The sequence below is a fragment of the Chryseobacterium sp. Leaf404 genome, assembly GCF_001424145.1.
Taxonomy (GTDB): Bacteria; Bacteroidota; Bacteroidia; order Flavobacteriales; family Weeksellaceae; genus Chryseobacterium.
Genome location: NZ_LMQM01000013.1, coordinates 41,528 through 59,318, shown reverse-complemented (window position 1 = coordinate 59,318; position 17,791 = coordinate 41,528). Strand labels below are relative to the sequence as shown.

The window sequence follows — 17,791 nt, the reverse complement described above, 5'->3', positions numbered from 1 at the left end:
AATACTGCAATGTTCTTACCGTTTTAATTGAAAGGTTTAAATTAATCATTTCTTCACTTAGAATGAGTATAAATTAATCTGAAAAGAAGAATTTTTAATTTTATTTTTCATTTTAGCAGATACCATATTAATTTAATTTGATAATTTTAAGGAAAGTAATATAATCTCACTATTATAGTTTTTGTAAATCATAAAAATATTATCAATAGATTAAATGTATCACTTAAACTTTCTAAATTTACATAATATAAACGTTAAAACAAAAAATATGGAAAATCAAAACGGAGACATCAGCCAGTGTCCTTATCTAAACAGTAAACTCAATGAACCTGTCGCAGGGGGAGGAACAGATAACCGAGACTGGTGGCCTAAGCAATTAAGAGTGGATATTTTAAGACAGCACTCAAAACTGTCTGATCCTATGGACGAAAATTTTAGTTATGCCGAAGCTTTTAATGCTCTGGATTATAAAGGTCTCAAAAAAGATCTTCACGCTTTAATGACCGATTCTCAGGATTGGTGGCCGGCCGATTTTGGTCATTACGGGCCGCTTTTCGTGAGAATGGCGTGGCATAGTGCAGGAACGTACAGAGTTTTTGACGGCCGTGGTGGCGGAGCGAGAGGTCAGCAGAGATTTGCGCCGCTCAACAGCTGGCCGGATAATGTGAGTTTAGACAAAGCAAGAAGGCTTCTGTGGCCGATTAAACAGAAATATGGAAATAAAATTTCTTGGGCAGATCTGATGATTCTTACCGGAAACGTGGCTTTGGAATCTATGGGTTTCAAAACCTTTGGTTTTGCTGGGGGAAGAGAAGATGTCTGGGAAGCAGATCAGGACGTTTACTGGGGTTCTGAGCACACCTGGCTGGGGAATGAAGAGCGTTATTCTGACGGAAAAACCGGTGTAGCGGCTCATGGTACCGTATCATCAGACGAAAATGCAGGAGGAGGAACCCACAGCAGAGATCTGGAAAAGCCTTTGGCAGCAGCTCACATGGGTTTGATCTATGTGAATCCGGAAGGTCCGGACGGAAACCCGGATCCTATTGCAGCAGCAAAAGATATTCGTGACACTTTCGGTAGAATGGCGATGAATGATGAAGAAACTGTGGCTTTGATTGCAGGTGGTCATACTTTCGGGAAAACACATGGTGCCGCTTCTTCTGATCATGTGGGAAAAGAACCTGAAGCTTCAGATTTGTCTTCACAGGGTTTCGGATGGGAAAATTCTTTCAGTACAGGAAAAGGAAAAGACACCATCACCAGCGGATTGGAAGTAACATGGACGGAAACGCCAACACAATGGAGCAATCACTTCTTCAAAAATTTATTTGAAAACGAATGGGAGTTAACCAAAAGCCCAGCCGGAGCACATCAATGGGTGGCGAAAAATGGGGACCACATCATCCCTGACGCATTTGATCCTAATAAAAAACACAGACCAACGATGCTGACCACGGATTTATCTCTTAGATTAGATCCGGTCTACGAGAAAATTTCAAGACGTTTCTATGAAAATCCTGATGAGTTTGCAGATGCTTTTGCAAGAGCATGGTTTAAACTCACTCACAGAGATATGGGTCCGAAGGCAAGATATTTGGGTTCGGAAGTTCCGGCAGAAGAGTTGATCTGGCAGGATCCTCTTCCGGAAGTTGATCATGAATTAATTGATGAAAATGATATTCAAAACCTGAAATCTGATGTTTTAAATTCAGGTTTAAGCATTTCTGAGCTTGTTTCTACAGCGTGGGCCTCTGCGTCAACCTTCAGGGGAAGCGATAAAAGGGGAGGTGCGAATGGTGCGAGAATCCGTCTGGCTCCGCAGAAATACTGGGCAGTTAATAATCCTTCACAACTTCAAAAAGTTTTGGATATTTTAGAAAATATTCAGAAAAAATTCAATGAATCTCAATCTGGAAATAAAAAAGTTTCTCTGGCAGATTTGATTGTTCTCGCAGGAAATACAGCAGTTGAGAAAGCGGCTTCAAAAGGCGGTTTTGAGGTTTCTGTTAAATTCAATGCAGGGCGTACAGATGCTTCACAGGAGCAGACGGATGTAGAGTCTGCAGGATACCTCGAGCCTTTAGCAGATGGTTTCAGAAATTACAGAAAAGGAAACCGTAATGTTTCTACAGAATCTCTTTTAATAGATAAAGCACAGCTTTTAACCCTTACTGCACCTGAAATGACTGTCCTTATGGGAGGAATGCGGGTTTTAAATACCAATTTTGACGGGTCAAAAAATGGAGTTTTCACTCAAAATTCAGAAACGTTAAATAATGACTTCTTTGTTAATCTTTTGGATATGAATACACAATGGAAAGCAGCTTCGCAGGACAGAGAGCTGTATGAAGGAACAGACAGAAAATCTGGCGAAAAAAGATGGACGGCAACCCGTGCTGATCTTGTTTTCGGTTCTAATGCTGAGCTCAGGGCTGTGGCTGAAATTTACGCAGCTTCAGATTCAAAGGAGAAATTTATTAAAGATTTCGTGAAAGCCTGGGAAAAAGTAATGGAACTGGACAGGTTTGACTTAAAATAAAAACTTTTAAACTGTATATCAAAGCCACTGAAATTCTATTTTGGTGGCTTTGCTTTTCAGAAAATCAAAAACTTTCAAAACAAAACTCAAAATAATCCGTTTAATTCTTAAATTTGGCTAATGCAAAAGAATATTTTTCTCACCGTTTTGTTGTTTTTTCTTGTAAGTTGCTACACTTATCAGGTCAAGAAGCCTGCTGAAGTACTCGCAGACCAAAATCAGCCTGCGAAAAAAAGTGCAGACAATTCTAAGGCAGCTGCTTATCAAATTTCACCTGAAGAAGCGGAAATGCAGGCACAGAAAACAGCAGCCGCAGTTGCTGCAATAGCCGCTCCAGTTGATATTAAGGAAAAATTAGCCCCCACAAAAAATTACAGAATAAAGGCAGACGGCAAAACATATAAAATCGTTGTTGATAAATGGGAAAAAGACAGCTTGGTTGCGCATCCTGTGAGCAGACCAAATGATATTCTGAAATTCCATAAAAATCAGATTGACAGTGAGAATATTGCTGAAAAACGTTTTTCACAGCCCATCGCAGATATTATTACCGTTTTAGCGTATGTGGGAATAGGTGTTGGAATTTATGCTTTGATAAAGGGGATGTAGATTTAGTTCCAAATCCCATTCATTTCCGTTAAAATCACAGGTTTTCCATCGGTAATTAAAATGGTGTGTTCGTGCTGAGCCATGTAGCCACCACGGTTTCCCACCATTGTCCATCCATCTTTTAATTCAACAGCAATACTTGAATCGGTTGAAATAAAAGTTTCAATCGCTACGACAGAATTTTTTTTAAATCTTCTGTTGTCGAATCGGTTTTTGTAGTTCAATAATTCGTCCGGTTCCTCGTGAAGGCTTCTTCCAACACCATGACCGCCAAGATTTTTAATGACTTTAAATCCTCTTTTCTTAGCTTCAGTTTCCATCAAATGGCCGATGTCTGCAATCTTTTTTCCTCCGCTGATGTTGCTGATGGTTTTTTCTAAAATAACTTTTGAAGCATCAACAAGTTTTTGTTGTTGATTAATATCTTTTCCAATAATAAACGAACTTCCGTTATCGGCCCAAAATCCAGCGAGCTCGGCTGAAACATCAATATTGATGAGGTCGCCTTCTTTCAGTATTCTGTTTTCTGAAGGAATTCCGTGGCAAAATTCATTGTCAACACTAATGCAGGTCCATCCAGGAAAACCGTAAGTGAGATAGGGAGCTGATTTTGCGCCGTACTCAGCGAGGATTTTTCCACCGTACTCGTCCAGTTCTTTTGTGGTCATGCCTGGCGCTGCGTAGTCAACCATTTTTTTTAAAGTTAAGGCAACTGTTTTGCTGATGTTTTGCATTCCCTGAAGTTCCTGCTCGTTTGTTATAGACATTCTGATTTTATTTTGGAATTATAAAGATAAGAATTAAATAGAAAAGATGATGAAATCTGCCTGACTAAGAAGACTAATGAAAAAAACCATCCTAAAAAAAGGATGGTTTTCTGTAGACCCACAGGGACTCGAACCCCGAATGACGGTACCAAAAACCGGAGTGTTACCATTACACCATAGGTCTTTAACTGAGCGCGAAATTATATAATTTATTTTAAAAATGAAAATTTAGAAACAAAATTTTCACCTGAAATATCTTTAAATATTGAAAAACAGAGAATTAATTTTCATCTCAACGGTAATGCTTCTCTGTGAATTTCTTTTATGCGATTGGTCACAAAGTTTTAAAAATCTAAGTTTTACATAAAATAAACTATCTTTGCAAAAAAATTGGGCTTCAAAAGTTGAAGTAACCCATTGATAATCTTGTCCTATCGCGTTGCCGAAGGATTATTAAACATTTTTTATGTCAAATATTGTTGCTATTGTTGGGCGTCCCAACGTAGGAAAATCCACGTTATTTAATCGTTTTTTAGAAAGGAGAGAAGCTATTGTAGATTCTACTGCCGGAGTAACCAGAGACCGCCATTACGGGAAATCTGACTGGAATGGTGTAGATTTCACCGTCATCGATACTGGTGGTTATGATGTGAATAACGATGATGTATTTCAGGGAGAAATTTCTAAGCAGGTGCAGCTGGCGATTGATGAAGCTACATCAATTATTTTTATGCTGAATGTGGAAGAAGGTCTTACAGATACAGATTACGAAATCCACGAAATGCTGAGAAGATCAAACAAACCTACTTATATTGTTATTAATAAGGTAGATTCTGCAAAAGAGGAAATTGCCGCTACAGAATTTTATCAGCTGGGGATAGACAAATATTACACTTTATCTTCTGCAACAGGTTCAGGAACGGGCGAGATTTTAGATGATATCGTAAGAGATTTCCCAACTACTGAATACAAAGATCCTTTCGAAGGATTGCCGAAAATCACCATCGCAGGCCGTCCGAATGTAGGTAAATCTACCATGACAAATGCTTTGCTTGATGCAGAAAGAAACATCGTGACTGATGTTGCAGGTACTACCAGAGACAGTATTCAGACGCTTTATAATAAGTTTGGGCACGAGTTTGTGTTGGTGGATACTGCAGGAATGAGAAGAAAATCTAAAGTGAATGAAGATTTGGAGTTCTATTCTGTGATGCGTTCTATCCGTTCTATAGAATATTCTGATGTGGTGATTATCATGGTAGATGCCACTTTAGGGTGGGAATCTCAGGATATGAATATTTTCGGTCTGGCTCAGAAAAACAGAAAAGGGATCGTAATCGTTGTTAATAAATGGGATTTGGTTGAAGATAAAACAACAAATACTGTTAGAGATTTTGAAAATTCCATTAAAGAGAAAATAGGTCAGTTCAGCGATATTCCAATTTTGTTTGTTTCAGCATTAACGAAGCAGAGAATATTGAAAACAGTGGAAATGGCAATGACTGTTTATGAAGAACGTAAAAAGAAGATCAAAACTTCTAAACTGAACGAAATCATGCTTCCCATTTTCGAAAGAACACCGCCACCTGCAAATAAAGGGAAGTTTATTAAAATCAAATACTGTGTACAGCTTCCAACGCCGTCACCGCAATTCGTATTCTTCTGCAACCTGCCCCAGTACGTAAAAGAACCCTACAAAAGATTTGCTGAAAACCAGCTGAGAAAAGAATTCGGTTTTACCGGAGTTCCAATTGAGGTGTATTTCAGACAGAAATAAATTAATTTGAAAATTTGGAAATGAGTTAATTGAAAATAATTCATTATTTTGCATCAAGTGATATTCATTATCTCATTTTCAAATTTTTTAATTTTCAAATTGAAACTATGACAATAATCCTTTCACAACAGTTTTCTTTAGTCAATTCATGGATCAACGAACTTCGGAATGTGGAAACTCAAAATGACAGAATGAGATTCCGCAGAAATATGGAGAGAATCGGGGAGATTGCTGCTTTTGAAATTTCTAAAGATTTAGAAATAAAAGAAGTTGAAATTCAGACTCCTTTAGATAAGCTTAAAGTGAAAGAAATTGCCATACAGCCTGTAATCACTACGATCTTAAGAGCTGGAGTTCCTTTATTTGAAGGTGTTCTGAACTATCTTGATAAAGCAGACTGCGGTTTTGTAGCCGCATACCGAAAACACGATGCCAACGATTATTTTTCAATCAAACAGGATTATTTAACCTGCCCGAATATTGACGGAAGACCACTCATCGTCGCAGATCCAATGCTTGCAACAGGAGCATCACTTATCGAAGCCATCAAAGATTTATTAACAAACGGAACGCCCACGCAGCTTCATATTGTTACCGCAATTGCTTCAAGACAAGGTGTTGAAACCATCGAGAAAGCCTATCCAAATGCAAAATTGTGGGTGGGAGCTATTGATGAAAATCTGACTTCAAAAGGGTACATCACACCAGGCTTAGGCGACGCAGGAGATTTAAGCTACGGAGAAAAACTGCAGCGATAGAAATTACTCATTACCGATTACTTATTACGCATATTTATTCATCCATCGCCATTACCAAAACGCTCACTTTATTGTTTCCTGCTTTCAAAATTTCCCATGCAACGGTTGCTAAAGTGTTTCCGGTGGTAAAAACATCATCAATCAGCAAAATATGTTGATTTGAAATTTCTCCTGTAATCGAAAAAGTATTTACAGTTTCCAGACGGTGCTGCTTGTCTTTCAAAGCTTGGGCCTTTGAATAATGATTTCTTTTAATCAAATCATGACTGAATGGAATTCCATAAAATTCAGACAACGTCTCGGTGTATAAATGAAGCTGATTGTATCCTCTCTCTTTCAGTTTTTTCGGATGTAAAGGAACTGTAATCAATACATCAGGTTTTTGATTTTTGAAATCCAGCCGTTCGGATGTCCATTCTGCCAAAACTTTTCCGGCATTTTCCCTGCTTTTATATTTCAGTTCGTGGATGATTTTCCGGCTTAAATTGTCCTCCTCAAACTGCATCAGGGCGAAAGCATTTTCTACCGGAAACAACAGTTTGCACCGTTCTTTAAGATTATTGGCAGAAAAATAATGGTAATGGGTGAAGTGGATATGCTCAAAACAAAGCTCGCAAACAAGCTCGTTATTATCAATTATACGGTTGCAGTGAATGCAGCGGTTCGGGAAGAGTACGTTCAGTATCATTTGTGTGTTTTATAAAACTAAAATAACAAATTTCTCCGAAAGATGAAAAAATGATTTATGATTTTTAATTAAAAAAATAAACTTTATATCTTTGAATATGAGTTTGATTTTTGAGAAGCAAATAAAAGTAAGCGAAGAATATATTGATGCCAATAATCACGTCAACAACGTTCAGTACGTAAAGTGGGTTGAGGAAATCGCCAGCGAACACTGGGATACGGTGAAAGAAAAATTAGGTTTTCCCCACGATATCTGGATGCTGCTTGATCATCACATTCAGTACAGAAAACAGGTTTATCTTGGAAATTATCTTACCATTAAAACTTATCCAAAACCACCTGAAGGAATCCGTCAGCCCAGGAAAGTGGAATTCTACTGCAATGATGTGCTGGTGGCTGAATCTTTAACGCTATGGGTTTTTATAGATCATGAAACTCAGAAAATTAAAAAACTGGATGAAAATTGGCTCAGTCATCTTTAGTTGTCAGTTTAAATATTTACTGAAACTAAATCCGCAGCGAGGTCATTCATTTACCTCTTGAATTTACTTATCTTTGTAGCATGATAAGGATTACAAAAATTTTCACCTTCGAAACAGCTCATGTGCTGTACAATTACGACGGGAAATGTAAAAATATGCACGGGCATTCTTACAAACTTTTCGTTACTGTGAAAGGGAAGCCAATCAATGATTTAGAAAATCCAAAAAATGGAATGGTGGTAGATTTTGGCGATATTAAAACAATCGTAAAGGAAGAAATTGTGGATGTCTGGGATCATTCTGTGCTGATAAATGGTGTTTCGCCGCACAGGGAAATGGGGGAGGAGCTTGAAAATAAAGGTCAGAAAGTCATTTACTGCAACTTTCAGCCCACCTGTGAAAATATGTTATACGCCATTGCCGCAAAAATAAAAACCAAACTTCCTGAGGGAATTTCTCTGGCTTACCTTAAACTTCATGAGACCGAAAATTCTTATGGAGAATGGTTTGCAGAAGACAATCAATAATATTTTGCTGAATTAAAATTCTGAAAAGTGCTTAAAACAACCATCAGTTTAGAACCGGGAAAAAAGGTTTATTTTGCGTCAGATCAGCATTTCGGGGCGCCGAATCCTAAGGAAAGTAAAGGTCGCGAGCAGAAATTTATCCGCTGGATGAATGAAATTAAGGAAGATGCGCAGGTTTTGTTTCTGATGGGTGATCTCTTCGATTTTTGGCATGAATGGAATCACGTAATCCCAAAAGGTTACGTTCGGGTTTTGGGTAAAATTGCAGAATTAAAAGACCACGGTGTTCAGGTTTACTTTTTTGTGGGAAACCACGATCTGTGGATGAAAGATTATCTGGAAGAGGAAATAGGCTGTACCGTTTTCTACAAAAAACAGTATTTTGAAATGGGCGGAAAGCAGTTTCTGCTCGCTCACGGGGACGGTCTGGGGCCGGGTGATAAGGGATATAAAAGAATGAAAAAAGTTTTTACCAATCCTCTCGCTCAATGGTTTTTCAAATGGCTCCATCCGGATATCGCGATGAAAATTGCTTTGTACATGTCTCAGAAAAACAAAATGATTTCGGGTGATGAAGACAAAGAGTTTTTGGGTGAAGACAAAGAGTTTTTAATCATCTATTCCAAAAAGAAGCTTGAAAGCGAAAAAATCGACTATTTTATTTACGGTCACAGACATTTACCCATGGTTTTAAATTTGAATGAAAATTCAAAATATGTAAATCTTGGCGACTGGATTTCCTACTTCACATACGGAGTTTTTGAGCATGATTTTGAATTGAAATCTTTCGAAAAATAAGAACAAAAAAAAATTACCCCGTAAAGAGGTAATTTCCGGATAATGAGTTGTTAAACCCATATTCCTAATCCATATTCCGGACTTTGCTTTGCAAATTCCTGACCAAAAAAAGACTTTTTAGATAAATAAATTGTGAATTATACAGCTTAAAATCAAAAATGATTTGTGGTGAATCATTAAGCTTTAAAAACTGATTTGAAAATACATTGAAAAATATTTTTGACATAAAGACCGAAGAAGATTTTTTGACAGCCTGTCTCGAAACTTTCAGATTTCAGTATGAAAATATTGAGATTTACAGAAAGTTTGTAGACTATCTGAAAATCAATCCAGAAAATGTAGATGAGGTTGCGAAAATCCCCTTTTTGCCGATTGAAATGTTTAAAAATCATCAGATTTTAGATAAAAATGTTTCCACAGATCTCTTTTTTCAAAGTTCGGGAACAACGCAGATGAATTTGTCTAAACATTTTATCGCTGACGAAAATCTATATCAGGAAAGCATTTACAAAAGCTTCGGACAGTTCATCGGAAAGCCTGAAGATTTTATTTTTTTAGGTCTGTTGCCAAGTTATTTAGAGAAACAAAATTCGTCGCTGATTTACATGGTTGATTTTTTAATGAAGAAATCAAACAAGCCTGAAAACGGATATTTTCTGTACAACCACGAAGATTTGTTTCAGTTATTAAACAATTTAAATGATAGAAAAGTTATTCTTTTCGGCGTCTCATTCGCCCTTTTAGACTTTTTGGATTACTGTAATTCTAACACTAAACAACTAAACCATTCTTCCACTTTAATTCTTATAGAAACCGGCGGTATGAAGGGCAGAAAAGAAGAAATGACCAAAGATGAACTCCTGAAAATTCTGCAGGAAGGTTTTAAAACTGATAAAATTTATTCAGAATATTCTATGACAGAACTGCTTTCGCAGGCATATTCTTTAGGAGAAAATATCTATCAATGTCCAAACTGGATGCGGGTTTTGGTTCGGAATGTGGAAGATCCTCTGAATTATGAAAGGGAGGGCAGAACCGGAGCGATTAATATTGTTGACTTAGCAAATGTTCATTCCTGTGCATTTATAGCCACTCAGGATTTAGGTAAAATTGTTGAAGATAAATTTCAGGTTTTGGGAAGAATCGATCATTCTGATATTCGCGGATGCAGTCTGCTTGTTTCTTGATTCAAGATTCAAGATTTAAAATTTAAGATTCAAGATTCAAAATATTTCAGTACCATAAATTTTATCATCATTAGAATAGCTATTTGTCAAAAAAACTTAGTGAACTTTGTGTTCGAAAAGTCTGTTTAATAATTGAAATTCCCATGAAATTAAAGATAGAAGAACTCGTTCATGCCTACATTCATTCTCAATGCGATTTTGAGAAAGAAATTGTGCTGACCAACCATTTTCAGGCAGATTGGGAAGCTGATATTTTGATTATAAATGCTGAAGGTTTCAGTCACGAAATCGAAATAAAACTTTCTAAAAGTGATTTTAAGAATGATTTTAAAAAATCTTACGTCAACAGTTCGACAGGCGAAAAATTTCTGAAACATGATAAAATCTGCTGTGGCGATTACATTTGCAATGAATTCAGTTTTTTACTGCCAATGGGAATGATCGAGCATTCAACGATTCCTGAGCATTGCGGAATTATCGAATTTTATCACAATGTAGATTCCTGGGAAACTGAATTTTATCTCATTCGCCAACCAAAAAAAGTACACGACGATAATTACTGGAAACTGGCAGATAAAGATCTGTTCATCAGAAAGATGGCTTTAAATCTGTTGTACAGAAAAATGGAGATCAAAGGAAAACATGAAGAATTAATTTTTAAAAATCCTTTCGACATCAAAAAAATAAAATAAAAAATCCTGCTTTAAAAATTTGTAGCAGGATTTGATTTTTTAAAACTGAAGAATCTTAAGCTCTTTCAGGTCTTTCAATAAGTAAATTATAAGTAAACGCTGCGGCAATACCTCCTAAAACCGGAGCTGCAACGAACAGCCATAACTGAGAAAGTGCCGCCCCCTGAGCGAAAATTGCAGGCCCTATACTTCTTGCAGGATTCACTGAAACTCCGGTAATTTTTATTCCAACAATGTGAATTAAAACCAAAGCCAATCCTATTGCCAATCCGGCAAAGCCGCCGTTGATGTTTTTTGTGGAAGTTGATCCTAAAATCACCATCAAAAAGATGAAGGTGAAAATAAATTCAGCTACAAAAGCCGCAGTCATATTGTAAGCGTCAAGATATCCTTCTCCCCAACCGTTAGACCCTAAAGCCCATTCTTTCATCTCTGCTCCGGGATGATTGGTGAAAATAAGGTAAAGAATTCCGGCTCCTAGAATGGCTCCGACAATTTGCGCAACAATGTAAATTGCCGCTTCGTTCATTTTCATTCTACCTGCTGCCACCATCGCAACAGAAATTGCGGGATTAATGTGACATCCGGAGATGTGGCCAATTGCGTAGGCCATCGCCACGACGCTGAGACCGAATGCAAAAGAAATTCCTAAAAGTCCCACGCCTGTGGTGCCGTCTGCACCGGCTATTACTGCGCTTCCGCAACCCATTAGAACAAGAACCATGGTGCCGAACATTTCGGCAACAAATTTTGAAGTGTTTGAAATCATCGAGTGTTGTATTTTTAAGTTATGGCAGCGAATGTACAAAAATTAATTATTCGTTAAATGATTGATAATGTTATTGTTTAATGGGTATTTATTGCTTATTTAATACAAATAATCAGATTGATAGGGTATATTTGATATAGATAATTAATTATCTTTAAGGTAAATTCATATTTTTTAGTTTTATAATGATTTTAAGATTTTTTTAATGGTAGTATCAAATCTTATTTTGATTAAATTTTTAGTTCTTAAATTAAAAAAATGAGATTCTGCTTCTGAGTTTTCTGAAAAAACCTGTTTTACGGCAATGATAAAGAAAAACATTATTTTTGCGGTACACCGAGATAAAACCCAAAGAAATGGCGAAATTGCTTTTTATATTTTTTTTGAGCTTTACTGTAATGTATTTCAGCCAGGCAAAGAAAAAAGACAATGTACCCTGTTATGACCTTAACGAAATTCTGAAAGTAGAGCCTACCACACTCTACAAACCACATTTAGATGCTTCGAAAGGTTTTAATATTAAAATTTTAAAAAATGCTTCTACAGTTCAGAAGTATGTGAGCAATGGGAAATTTCATAAAGTAAAAAAAACGGGAAAAGGTTTCAGGGTTCAAAAATTAGATTACAGCAGAGCCTGGCTGGTATCGAAGGCATATAAAAGTTTGGAAAAAATAGCTTCCAGATTCAGCAAAAATACGGGTGGTTCCTATTTTACGGTAACTTCTGTTACAAGAACACTGGAAGATCAGTGCAAATTGAGAAAAGTAAATACCAATGCCAGTTTAGGAATCAGCTCGCACAATTACGGCAATTCTTTTGATATTTCATACGTGCGGTTTAATGGTGTTCAGAGGAGTAATGCGAAACTTGAGGAAGCCCTGGAAAAAGTTTTGAAATACTATTACAATGCCGGCCAGATTTATTATATCAAAGAAAGGCAGCAAAGCTGTTTCCATGTGACAGTAAAAAATTATTAAATTCTTCTTTTTTACATCTGCTGGTTGTATACCTTGATGAGATTAGGTATTTTTACTGAATAATACCAAAACAAAAACTTTTATCATGGGAATACTCTCACCGCAGCAATTCTCGGATGCTGCCCAAAGATGGTCCGCATGTCGCAGTGACATGGTGATCATCAAAAAACTCTTCCAGCAGAATTCCGTTTTTAATCTTTACAAAACACAGATTGACAGCATTAAAAATCATAACAATAATGATGATTTCTGTGTGCAGATTGGCGTTACAGTAAATGATGAATTAATTATGGTACCCGTCCCGCTTAACGACAGAGGTTATCCTGTCAGTCTGAATGAGTATCAATTTTCTCCCTTTCAGACCTTAAGCAACGATCTTTGCCTTACTGAGAAGTTAACGTATACCGTAATTAAAAAATCTGTGCTGTCTGCTGATATGAAAAAAAAAGACAGTGATTCAGATGTGTTTCTGCCACTTTTTAATAAGCCGGTGCTGCAGCAAGAAAAGGCTTTGGACGCGATAGAATCTTGGCAGAACAATGCTTTTGACTGGTTTTATTCAGAGCAGAAAAACCAGGGAGCGGAGATTTTTACAAAATTTTATGTTCCCAAAGAAAAAATATTTCAGGTGGAGGAAGGGGTCATGTTTTTTTCCGTATTTGGTTTGAAATTTTCAGAAATTTACCAGAAAGCTCTGCCAGCATTGATTTTTATTTCGGCGCCAGAAAATCTCAGCAATCACAGTACGGCAGTAGAGTCAAACACAGTTGATTTTGCAAAACCCTGTCCTCCCAACGGTCAAATATTCGATTTAGGATAAACTGAAGATAAAATGTATTCCCTTTACGAAGTTCTTTTATATCTCAACTATTTTTTACTTTTTATTAATTCAGTTTTAGGATTTGTAAAATACAGCTATTTCATAAAAAGCGAAAAGTTCTATGTTTTTTATATTTTTTTCCTTTTCTGCATAGAAATGACCGTATGGTGGCTGAGTTCGGGTCTAGGCTTTACCGATACCTTATTCATGTACCCAATTTATATTGCCGGAGATTTTTTTCTGCTCACCAGTTTATTTTACAGTAAATTAAAACTGAATAAAATTTTTGTTGCTGCATCAGCTTTTTTATCTTTCGCTTTTTTGATTGCCGTTTTTGGTTTCAAAATCGAGTTTAATCATGATATCGCAAAAGTGATTTCAAATATCATCATCATCTGTCTGGCGGGAATATTTTTGATTATGCAGATCAGAAATGGGAAGAAAGCGGAAAGATTTTTCTTTGCAGATTTGGGGGTATTTTTTTATTATTCTGTTTCTGTATTCAATTTTGTAATACAGCAGCAGCTTCAGAATCTGTCTAAGGAAGATTATGCTTTGATCGGTATTTTCAATACTTTTTTTGCGGCGGTTTTATATGGTTTAATTACTTATACATTTTTAAAATTAAAGAAATAACATTAAATATAAAGCTCTTCTTTTTAATAATTGTGATGATCGCAGTTATTCTCATCTTTATTTTGGTAGCCTATAAAACCTTTGTAGACCGCATCATTAAAGAAAAAGACGCTCAGAATCTTGCAGATATTCAGCATCAGAAAGACCTGGCTCTCGAAAATGTAAAAGCTCAGGAAGAAGAACGGAAAAGAATTGCAGTTGCTGTTCACGACGATCTTGGCAACCGCTTAAACATTCTTTCTCTTTGGTTGCAGAATATTGAAATTGAAGATGAAAAAGCTTCTGAAGTGATTAATGGTCAGATTAAAGAACTGGTAGATTCGGCAAGAAAGATTTCGCACAATTTGTATCCTGTAAATCTGGAAAAACTTGGGTTTATTCTTTATGTAGAAGAATTAATTGCCAACCTTTCCAAAAAAATAGAAATTTCACTTTTTGAACTGAAACCTTATCAGCCTAAAAATATTTTTACAGAAGTTCAGATCTACCGGATTATACAGGAGTTTACAACGAATGTGATCAAACATTCGGAAGCTGAAAACGTGAAAATTTTATTGAGAGATTCAGAAAAAATTCTTTTTGTCATCATTTCAGATAACGGAAAAGGTTTTGATTATGATTTGGTGAAAAAAGGAATGGGAATTAAAAATATCGAATCAAGATTACAGTCACTCAACGCCGTTTTCAAATGGAAAAGCGTACTTGGAAAAGGAATCAGACTGATTATTAAAACACCTGTGAAAAATGAATGACATCATCAAAATTGTAATGGTAGATGACGAGCAGCTGATCTTGGAAGGGGTACAAATGCTCCTTTCAAGTGATAAGCAGATCAAAGTGAACTTTACAGCAAACGACGGCGAAAGTTTTCTAAAAATGCTCGAAGAATCTTCACCTGAAGATTTTCCGGATATTGTTTTGTCTGATATTCAGATGTTGCCGATGGACGGTTTTCAACTGGTGGAAATCCTCAAAAATAAATATCCTGACTTAAAGATTATTATTCTTTCATCACATTATAAAACTTCAGTTTTCGGGCACATGATCAAGCTCGGTGTTTCTGCTTTTCTTCCCAAAAATTCAGACAGGAAAACATTTCTGGAAGCCATCAAAAATGTTCATACCAAAGGAGTTTACCTTTCTGAAGAAGATTTGAAAATGCTTGCAACATTTAAAAACAATGTGGTAAAGCAGAAATCACTCTTCGCCATCGAAGACGAACTTTCAGATCGTGAGAAAGACGTTGTACAGCTGATTTGTCAGGAATTTACCAATAAAGAAATTGCTGAGAAACTGTTTATCAGTCCGAGAACCGTTGAAAGTCACCGTCAACGGATTATAGAAAAACTGGGTGTGAAAAACTCAATCGGAATTGTGATTTATGCTATTATTCATGATATTTTTACCGTAGATATCAGATTGTAATTCCGTAGAAAATGCGGAACTTTTTGTTGAAAAAAAACATCATTTTCTGGTGGATTTTTTTCTTGTTTAAAAAATGAAATGCTTTTGATTTTTACTGAATCTTTCAAAAACATCCTTCAATTTCTCCGTGCAGACTTCTTTTATTTTAAATCTTAAATTTTTCCGTACTTTTGCACCCGAAAAAGATTCATCTTTCATATTCACTTTATAATACTCATTTCAAATGCTTTCGGTTCAGGGTTTAGGCTTACATCATTCAGGAAATTATTTATTTCAAAACGTCAATTTTACCATCAAAAAAGATGATAAAATAGGTTTGGTCGGTAAGAACGGAGCCGGAAAATCCACACTTCTGAAAATGCTTTCCGGAGAAATTACGTTTTACGAAGGAAATGTTGTTCCTGAAGGAAATATTACCATCGGATTTCTGAAGCAGGATCTTGATTTTGTGAAAGGAAGAACAGTTTGGGCTGAAACTATGCAGGCTTTTGAGCAAATCAATGCCTGGAAGGAAGAATTAGAAGAAATCAATCATCAATTAACGGTAAGAACTGATTACGAAAGCGATGGTTACACAGATCTGATCAACCGAATGACTGATCTGAATGACCTTTTGATGCACCACGACGCCTACAATCTTGAAGGTGATATCGAAAAAGTATTATTTGGTCTTGGTTTTAAAGCAGATGATTTTCAAAAAATTACAGACGAATTTTCCGGAGGATGGAGAATGAGAATCGAACTGGCAAAATTGCTTCTTCAAAAGAACGATTTGATGCTTCTTGATGAGCCCACCAATCACCTCGATATGGAATCCATCATCTGGCTCGAAAACTTTTTGAAAGATTATCCCGGAGGAATTCTTTTGGTAAGTCACGATAAGCAGTTTATGACAGCAGTTTGTAACAGAACTTTTGATGTCAACAACAGAAAAGTAGACGATTATAAAGCCAATTATTCCAAATATTTGGTGATGCGTGAAGACCGTCGTGAAAAACTGGTTCAGGCCAAGAAAAATCAGGATGCGGAGATCAAGCAGATGGAAGATAACATCAATAAATTCCGTGCGAGTGCTACCAAAGCTTCTTTTGCCCAGTCTTTGATTAAAAAATTAGATAAAATCGAGCGTATTGAAATTGATAACGAAGACGTTTCAAAATTCAATATCCGTTTCGTGCAGTCGCAGGTTCCCGGAAAAGTTATTTTCGAAGCTGAAAATCTTGGGAAAGCTTACGGACAGAAACAGATTTTCGATGATGTGGATTTCATCGTACAGCGTGGCGACAGAATTGCCCTTCTCGGACAAAACGGTCAGGGGAAAACGACTTTAGCTAAAATTCTTGCCGGTGATATTAAAGATTATTCCGGAGACTGGAACTTAGGTCACAATGTGAATATCGGCTATTTCGCTCAGAATCAGGAAGAAGTTTTAACGCCGAACAAAACCGTTCAGGAAGAAGCTGAAGATTCTGCGACCGAAGAAACCAGACCAAGAGTTAGAGATTTGCTTGGATCTTTCCTTTTTCAGGGAGAAGCGGTGAATAAAAAAACAAAAGTACTTTCCGGAGGAGAAAGAAACCGTCTGGCTCTTTGTAAATTGTTGTTACGCCCTTTCAACACGTTGATTATGGATGAGCCTACCAATCACCTGGATATTCAGTCTAAGGAGATTATCAAACTGGCTTTACAGAAGTTTGAAGGTACATTAATCGTAATTTCTCACGACAGAGAATTCTTACAGGGACTTTGCGATAAAATCTATGAGTTCCGTGACGGTAAAATGAAAGAATTCTTAGGCGACATTAACGAATATCTTGAATTCAGACAGAAAGAATCAATCAGGGAAATTTCCGCGGAGAAAGCAAAACTTCATGGTGATGAGGCTAAGGCTGAGGTTAAGGTTAAGTCTGAGCCAAAGATTGAAGTTCAGTCTAACGTAATTGTAACTAAAGAACAGAAAAGCATTCAGAATAAACTGAAAAAAGTAGAAGAGAAAATTTCTGAGCTGGAAACAGCAATCGAAAACTACGAAGTTTCTTTTACAAAAGACAATCCATCAGAAGAAACTTTAGAAAAATACAACAAAACCAAAGAAGAACTTGATCTTGCACTGCAGGAATGGGAGCATTTGGGAACGCAGTTGGATTAAATTCAATAAAAAAATATAAAAGATGAGCTTCGGTTCATCTTTTTTTGTGAATAAAAGTTTGCTCCAGAGGAGCAAAACCTTTGTAGTAAGGAAGAGTGATGAAATTACAGCTCCATAGGAGCGACAACTTTGAGATTATATATCTTGAACTTACAATAACGTGAAATTTGCTCAAATTTAATTTTCCCG

18 protein-coding genes and 1 tRNA gene are annotated in these 17,791 nt (G+C 36.5%); 15 read left to right on the top strand and 4 right to left on the bottom strand.

The features are described 5' to 3' along the window. Positions 1–268 precede the first annotated feature (268 nt). A complete protein-coding gene (katG, locus tag ASG31_RS14560; protein ID WP_056034225.1) occupies positions 269–2,542 on the top strand; it encodes a catalase/peroxidase HPI in 2,274 nt (757 codons plus the stop codon). A gap of 120 nt (positions 2,543–2,662) precedes the next feature. Further along, positions 2,663–3,151 (top strand): hypothetical protein, encoded by a 489-nt coding sequence (locus ASG31_RS14555; protein WP_056034221.1) that lies wholly within the window; start codon positions 2,663–2,665, stop codon positions 3,149–3,151. Between the two features lie 2 nt (positions 3,152–3,153). On the opposite strand, the gene map is transcribed toward ASG31_RS14555, so the two are convergent. Together map and ASG31_RS14545 are read right to left on the bottom strand one after the other, a co-directional pair. After that, positions 3,154–3,918 (bottom strand): type I methionyl aminopeptidase, encoded by a 765-nt coding sequence (gene map / locus ASG31_RS14550; RefSeq protein ID WP_056034218.1) that lies wholly within the window; start codon positions 3,916–3,918, stop codon positions 3,154–3,156. 113 nt (positions 3,919–4,031) lie between these two features. Continuing rightward, a tRNA-Gln gene (locus ASG31_RS14545) sits at positions 4,032–4,102 on the bottom strand. Between the two features lie 282 nt (positions 4,103–4,384). On the opposite strand from ASG31_RS14545, the gene der reads away from it, so the two are divergent. Continuing rightward, positions 4,385–5,695, top strand: coding sequence for a ribosome biogenesis GTPase Der (gene der, locus ASG31_RS14540; protein WP_056034215.1), 1,311 nt, complete (start codon positions 4,385–4,387; stop codon positions 5,693–5,695). Positions 5,696–5,802: 107 nt separating this feature from the next. Then, a complete protein-coding gene (gene upp, locus ASG31_RS14535; protein WP_056034736.1) occupies positions 5,803–6,453 on the top strand; it encodes a uracil phosphoribosyltransferase in 651 nt (216 codons plus the stop codon). A gap of 34 nt (positions 6,454–6,487) precedes the next feature. On the opposite strand, the gene ASG31_RS14530 is transcribed toward upp, so the two are convergent. Beyond that, the gene (locus ASG31_RS14530; RefSeq protein WP_056034211.1) at positions 6,488–7,141 is read right to left on the bottom strand and encodes a ComF family protein; all 654 of its coding nucleotides are present in this window, start codon (positions 7,139–7,141) and stop codon (positions 6,488–6,490) included. A gap of 97 nt (positions 7,142–7,238) precedes the next feature. Here ASG31_RS14530 and ASG31_RS14525 point away from each other — a divergent pair, with 97 nt between their 5' ends. From ASG31_RS14525 to ASG31_RS14505, 5 genes are all read left to right on the top strand, one after another. After that, positions 7,239–7,622, top strand: coding sequence for an acyl-CoA thioesterase (locus ASG31_RS14525; RefSeq protein WP_056034209.1), 384 nt, complete (start codon positions 7,239–7,241; stop codon positions 7,620–7,622). An 80-nt stretch (positions 7,623–7,702) separates the two neighbouring features. Continuing rightward, positions 7,703–8,149: a 6-carboxytetrahydropterin synthase QueD gene (gene queD, locus ASG31_RS14520; RefSeq protein ID WP_056034206.1), complete on the top strand. Its 447-nt coding sequence runs from the start codon at positions 7,703–7,705 to the stop codon at positions 8,147–8,149. Positions 8,150–8,176: 27 nt separating this feature from the next. Further along, a complete protein-coding gene (locus ASG31_RS14515; RefSeq protein ID WP_056034203.1) occupies positions 8,177–8,947 on the top strand; it encodes a UDP-2,3-diacylglucosamine diphosphatase in 771 nt (256 codons plus the stop codon). 206 nt (positions 8,948–9,153) lie between these two features. Then, positions 9,154–10,134, top strand: coding sequence for an acyltransferase (locus ASG31_RS14510; protein WP_056034200.1), 981 nt, complete (start codon positions 9,154–9,156; stop codon positions 10,132–10,134). A 143-nt stretch (positions 10,135–10,277) separates the two neighbouring features. Then, positions 10,278–10,826 carry a hypothetical protein gene (locus ASG31_RS14505; RefSeq protein ID WP_056034197.1) on the top strand — a complete coding sequence of 183 codons (549 nt, stop codon included), beginning with the start codon at positions 10,278–10,280 and terminating at the stop codon, positions 10,824–10,826. A gap of 55 nt (positions 10,827–10,881) precedes the next feature. Here the strand turns inward: ASG31_RS14505 and aqpZ are convergent, their stop codons facing one another. Next, the gene (aqpZ, locus tag ASG31_RS14500) at positions 10,882–11,595 is read right to left on the bottom strand and encodes an aquaporin Z (protein WP_056034193.1); all 714 of its coding nucleotides are present in this window, start codon (positions 11,593–11,595) and stop codon (positions 10,882–10,884) included. A 356-nt stretch (positions 11,596–11,951) separates the two neighbouring features. Here aqpZ and ASG31_RS14495 point away from each other — a divergent pair, with 356 nt between their 5' ends. The 6 genes from ASG31_RS14495 to ASG31_RS14470 all read left to right on the top strand — a co-directional run bounded on the left by ASG31_RS14495 (position 11,952) and on the right by ASG31_RS14470 (position 17,602). Continuing rightward, positions 11,952–12,572 carry a DUF5715 family protein gene (locus ASG31_RS14495; protein ID WP_056034190.1) on the top strand — a complete coding sequence of 207 codons (621 nt, stop codon included), beginning with the start codon at positions 11,952–11,954 and terminating at the stop codon, positions 12,570–12,572. Between the two features lie 85 nt (positions 12,573–12,657). After that, the gene (locus tag ASG31_RS14490) at positions 12,658–13,392 is read left to right on the top strand and encodes a hypothetical protein (RefSeq protein ID WP_056034187.1); all 735 of its coding nucleotides are present in this window, start codon (positions 12,658–12,660) and stop codon (positions 13,390–13,392) included. Positions 13,393–13,404: 12 nt separating this feature from the next. Further along, positions 13,405–14,028, top strand: coding sequence for a hypothetical protein (locus tag ASG31_RS14485; protein ID WP_056034183.1), 624 nt, complete (start codon positions 13,405–13,407; stop codon positions 14,026–14,028). Between the two features lie 35 nt (positions 14,029–14,063). Next, positions 14,064–14,780, top strand: a complete 717-nt coding sequence (locus ASG31_RS14480) for a sensor histidine kinase (protein ID WP_056034180.1) — start codon at positions 14,064–14,066, stop codon at positions 14,778–14,780. After that, a complete protein-coding gene (locus tag ASG31_RS14475) occupies positions 14,773–15,453 on the top strand; it encodes a response regulator transcription factor (RefSeq protein WP_056034176.1) in 681 nt (226 codons plus the stop codon). Before ASG31_RS14480 ends, ASG31_RS14475 begins: the two co-directional genes overlap by 8 nt. 223 nt (positions 15,454–15,676) lie before the next feature. After that, the gene (locus tag ASG31_RS14470; RefSeq protein ID WP_056034173.1) at positions 15,677–17,602 is read left to right on the top strand and encodes an ABC-F family ATP-binding cassette domain-containing protein; all 1,926 of its coding nucleotides are present in this window, start codon (positions 15,677–15,679) and stop codon (positions 17,600–17,602) included. The last annotated feature ends 189 nt before the right edge of the window (positions 17,603–17,791 follow it).

Bases quoted from the DNA above. Each gene is read 5' to 3' on its own strand.
- katG (WP_056034225.1), top strand. From the start codon at position 269: ATGGAAAATCAAAACGGAGACATCAGCCAGTGTCCTTATCTAAACAGT.
- ASG31_RS14555 (WP_056034221.1), top strand. From the start codon at position 2,663: ATGCAAAAGAATATTTTTCTCACCGTTTTGTTGTTTTTTCTTGTAAGT.
- map (WP_056034218.1), bottom strand. From the start codon at position 3,918: ATGTCTATAACAAACGAGCAGGAACTTCAGGGAATGCAAAACATCAGC.
- der (WP_056034215.1), top strand. From the start codon at position 4,385: ATGTCAAATATTGTTGCTATTGTTGGGCGTCCCAACGTAGGAAAATCC.
- upp (WP_056034736.1), top strand. From the start codon at position 5,803: ATGACAATAATCCTTTCACAACAGTTTTCTTTAGTCAATTCATGGATC.
- ASG31_RS14530 (WP_056034211.1), bottom strand. From the start codon at position 7,141: ATGATACTGAACGTACTCTTCCCGAACCGCTGCATTCACTGCAACCGT.
- ASG31_RS14525 (WP_056034209.1), top strand. From the start codon at position 7,239: ATGAGTTTGATTTTTGAGAAGCAAATAAAAGTAAGCGAAGAATATATT.
- queD (WP_056034206.1), top strand. From the start codon at position 7,703: ATGATAAGGATTACAAAAATTTTCACCTTCGAAACAGCTCATGTGCTG.
- ASG31_RS14505 (WP_056034197.1), top strand. From the start codon at position 10,278: ATGAAATTAAAGATAGAAGAACTCGTTCATGCCTACATTCATTCTCAA.
- aqpZ (WP_056034193.1), bottom strand. From the start codon at position 11,595: ATGATTTCAAACACTTCAAAATTTGTTGCCGAAATGTTCGGCACCATG.
- ASG31_RS14495 (WP_056034190.1), top strand. From the start codon at position 11,952: ATGGCGAAATTGCTTTTTATATTTTTTTTGAGCTTTACTGTAATGTAT.
- ASG31_RS14490 (WP_056034187.1), top strand. From the start codon at position 12,658: ATGGGAATACTCTCACCGCAGCAATTCTCGGATGCTGCCCAAAGATGG.
- ASG31_RS14485 (WP_056034183.1), top strand. From the start codon at position 13,405: ATGTATTCCCTTTACGAAGTTCTTTTATATCTCAACTATTTTTTACTT.
- ASG31_RS14480 (WP_056034180.1), top strand. From the start codon at position 14,064: ATGATCGCAGTTATTCTCATCTTTATTTTGGTAGCCTATAAAACCTTT.
- ASG31_RS14475 (WP_056034176.1), top strand. From the start codon at position 14,773: ATGAATGACATCATCAAAATTGTAATGGTAGATGACGAGCAGCTGATC.
- ASG31_RS14470 (WP_056034173.1), top strand. From the start codon at position 15,677: ATGCTTTCGGTTCAGGGTTTAGGCTTACATCATTCAGGAAATTATTTA.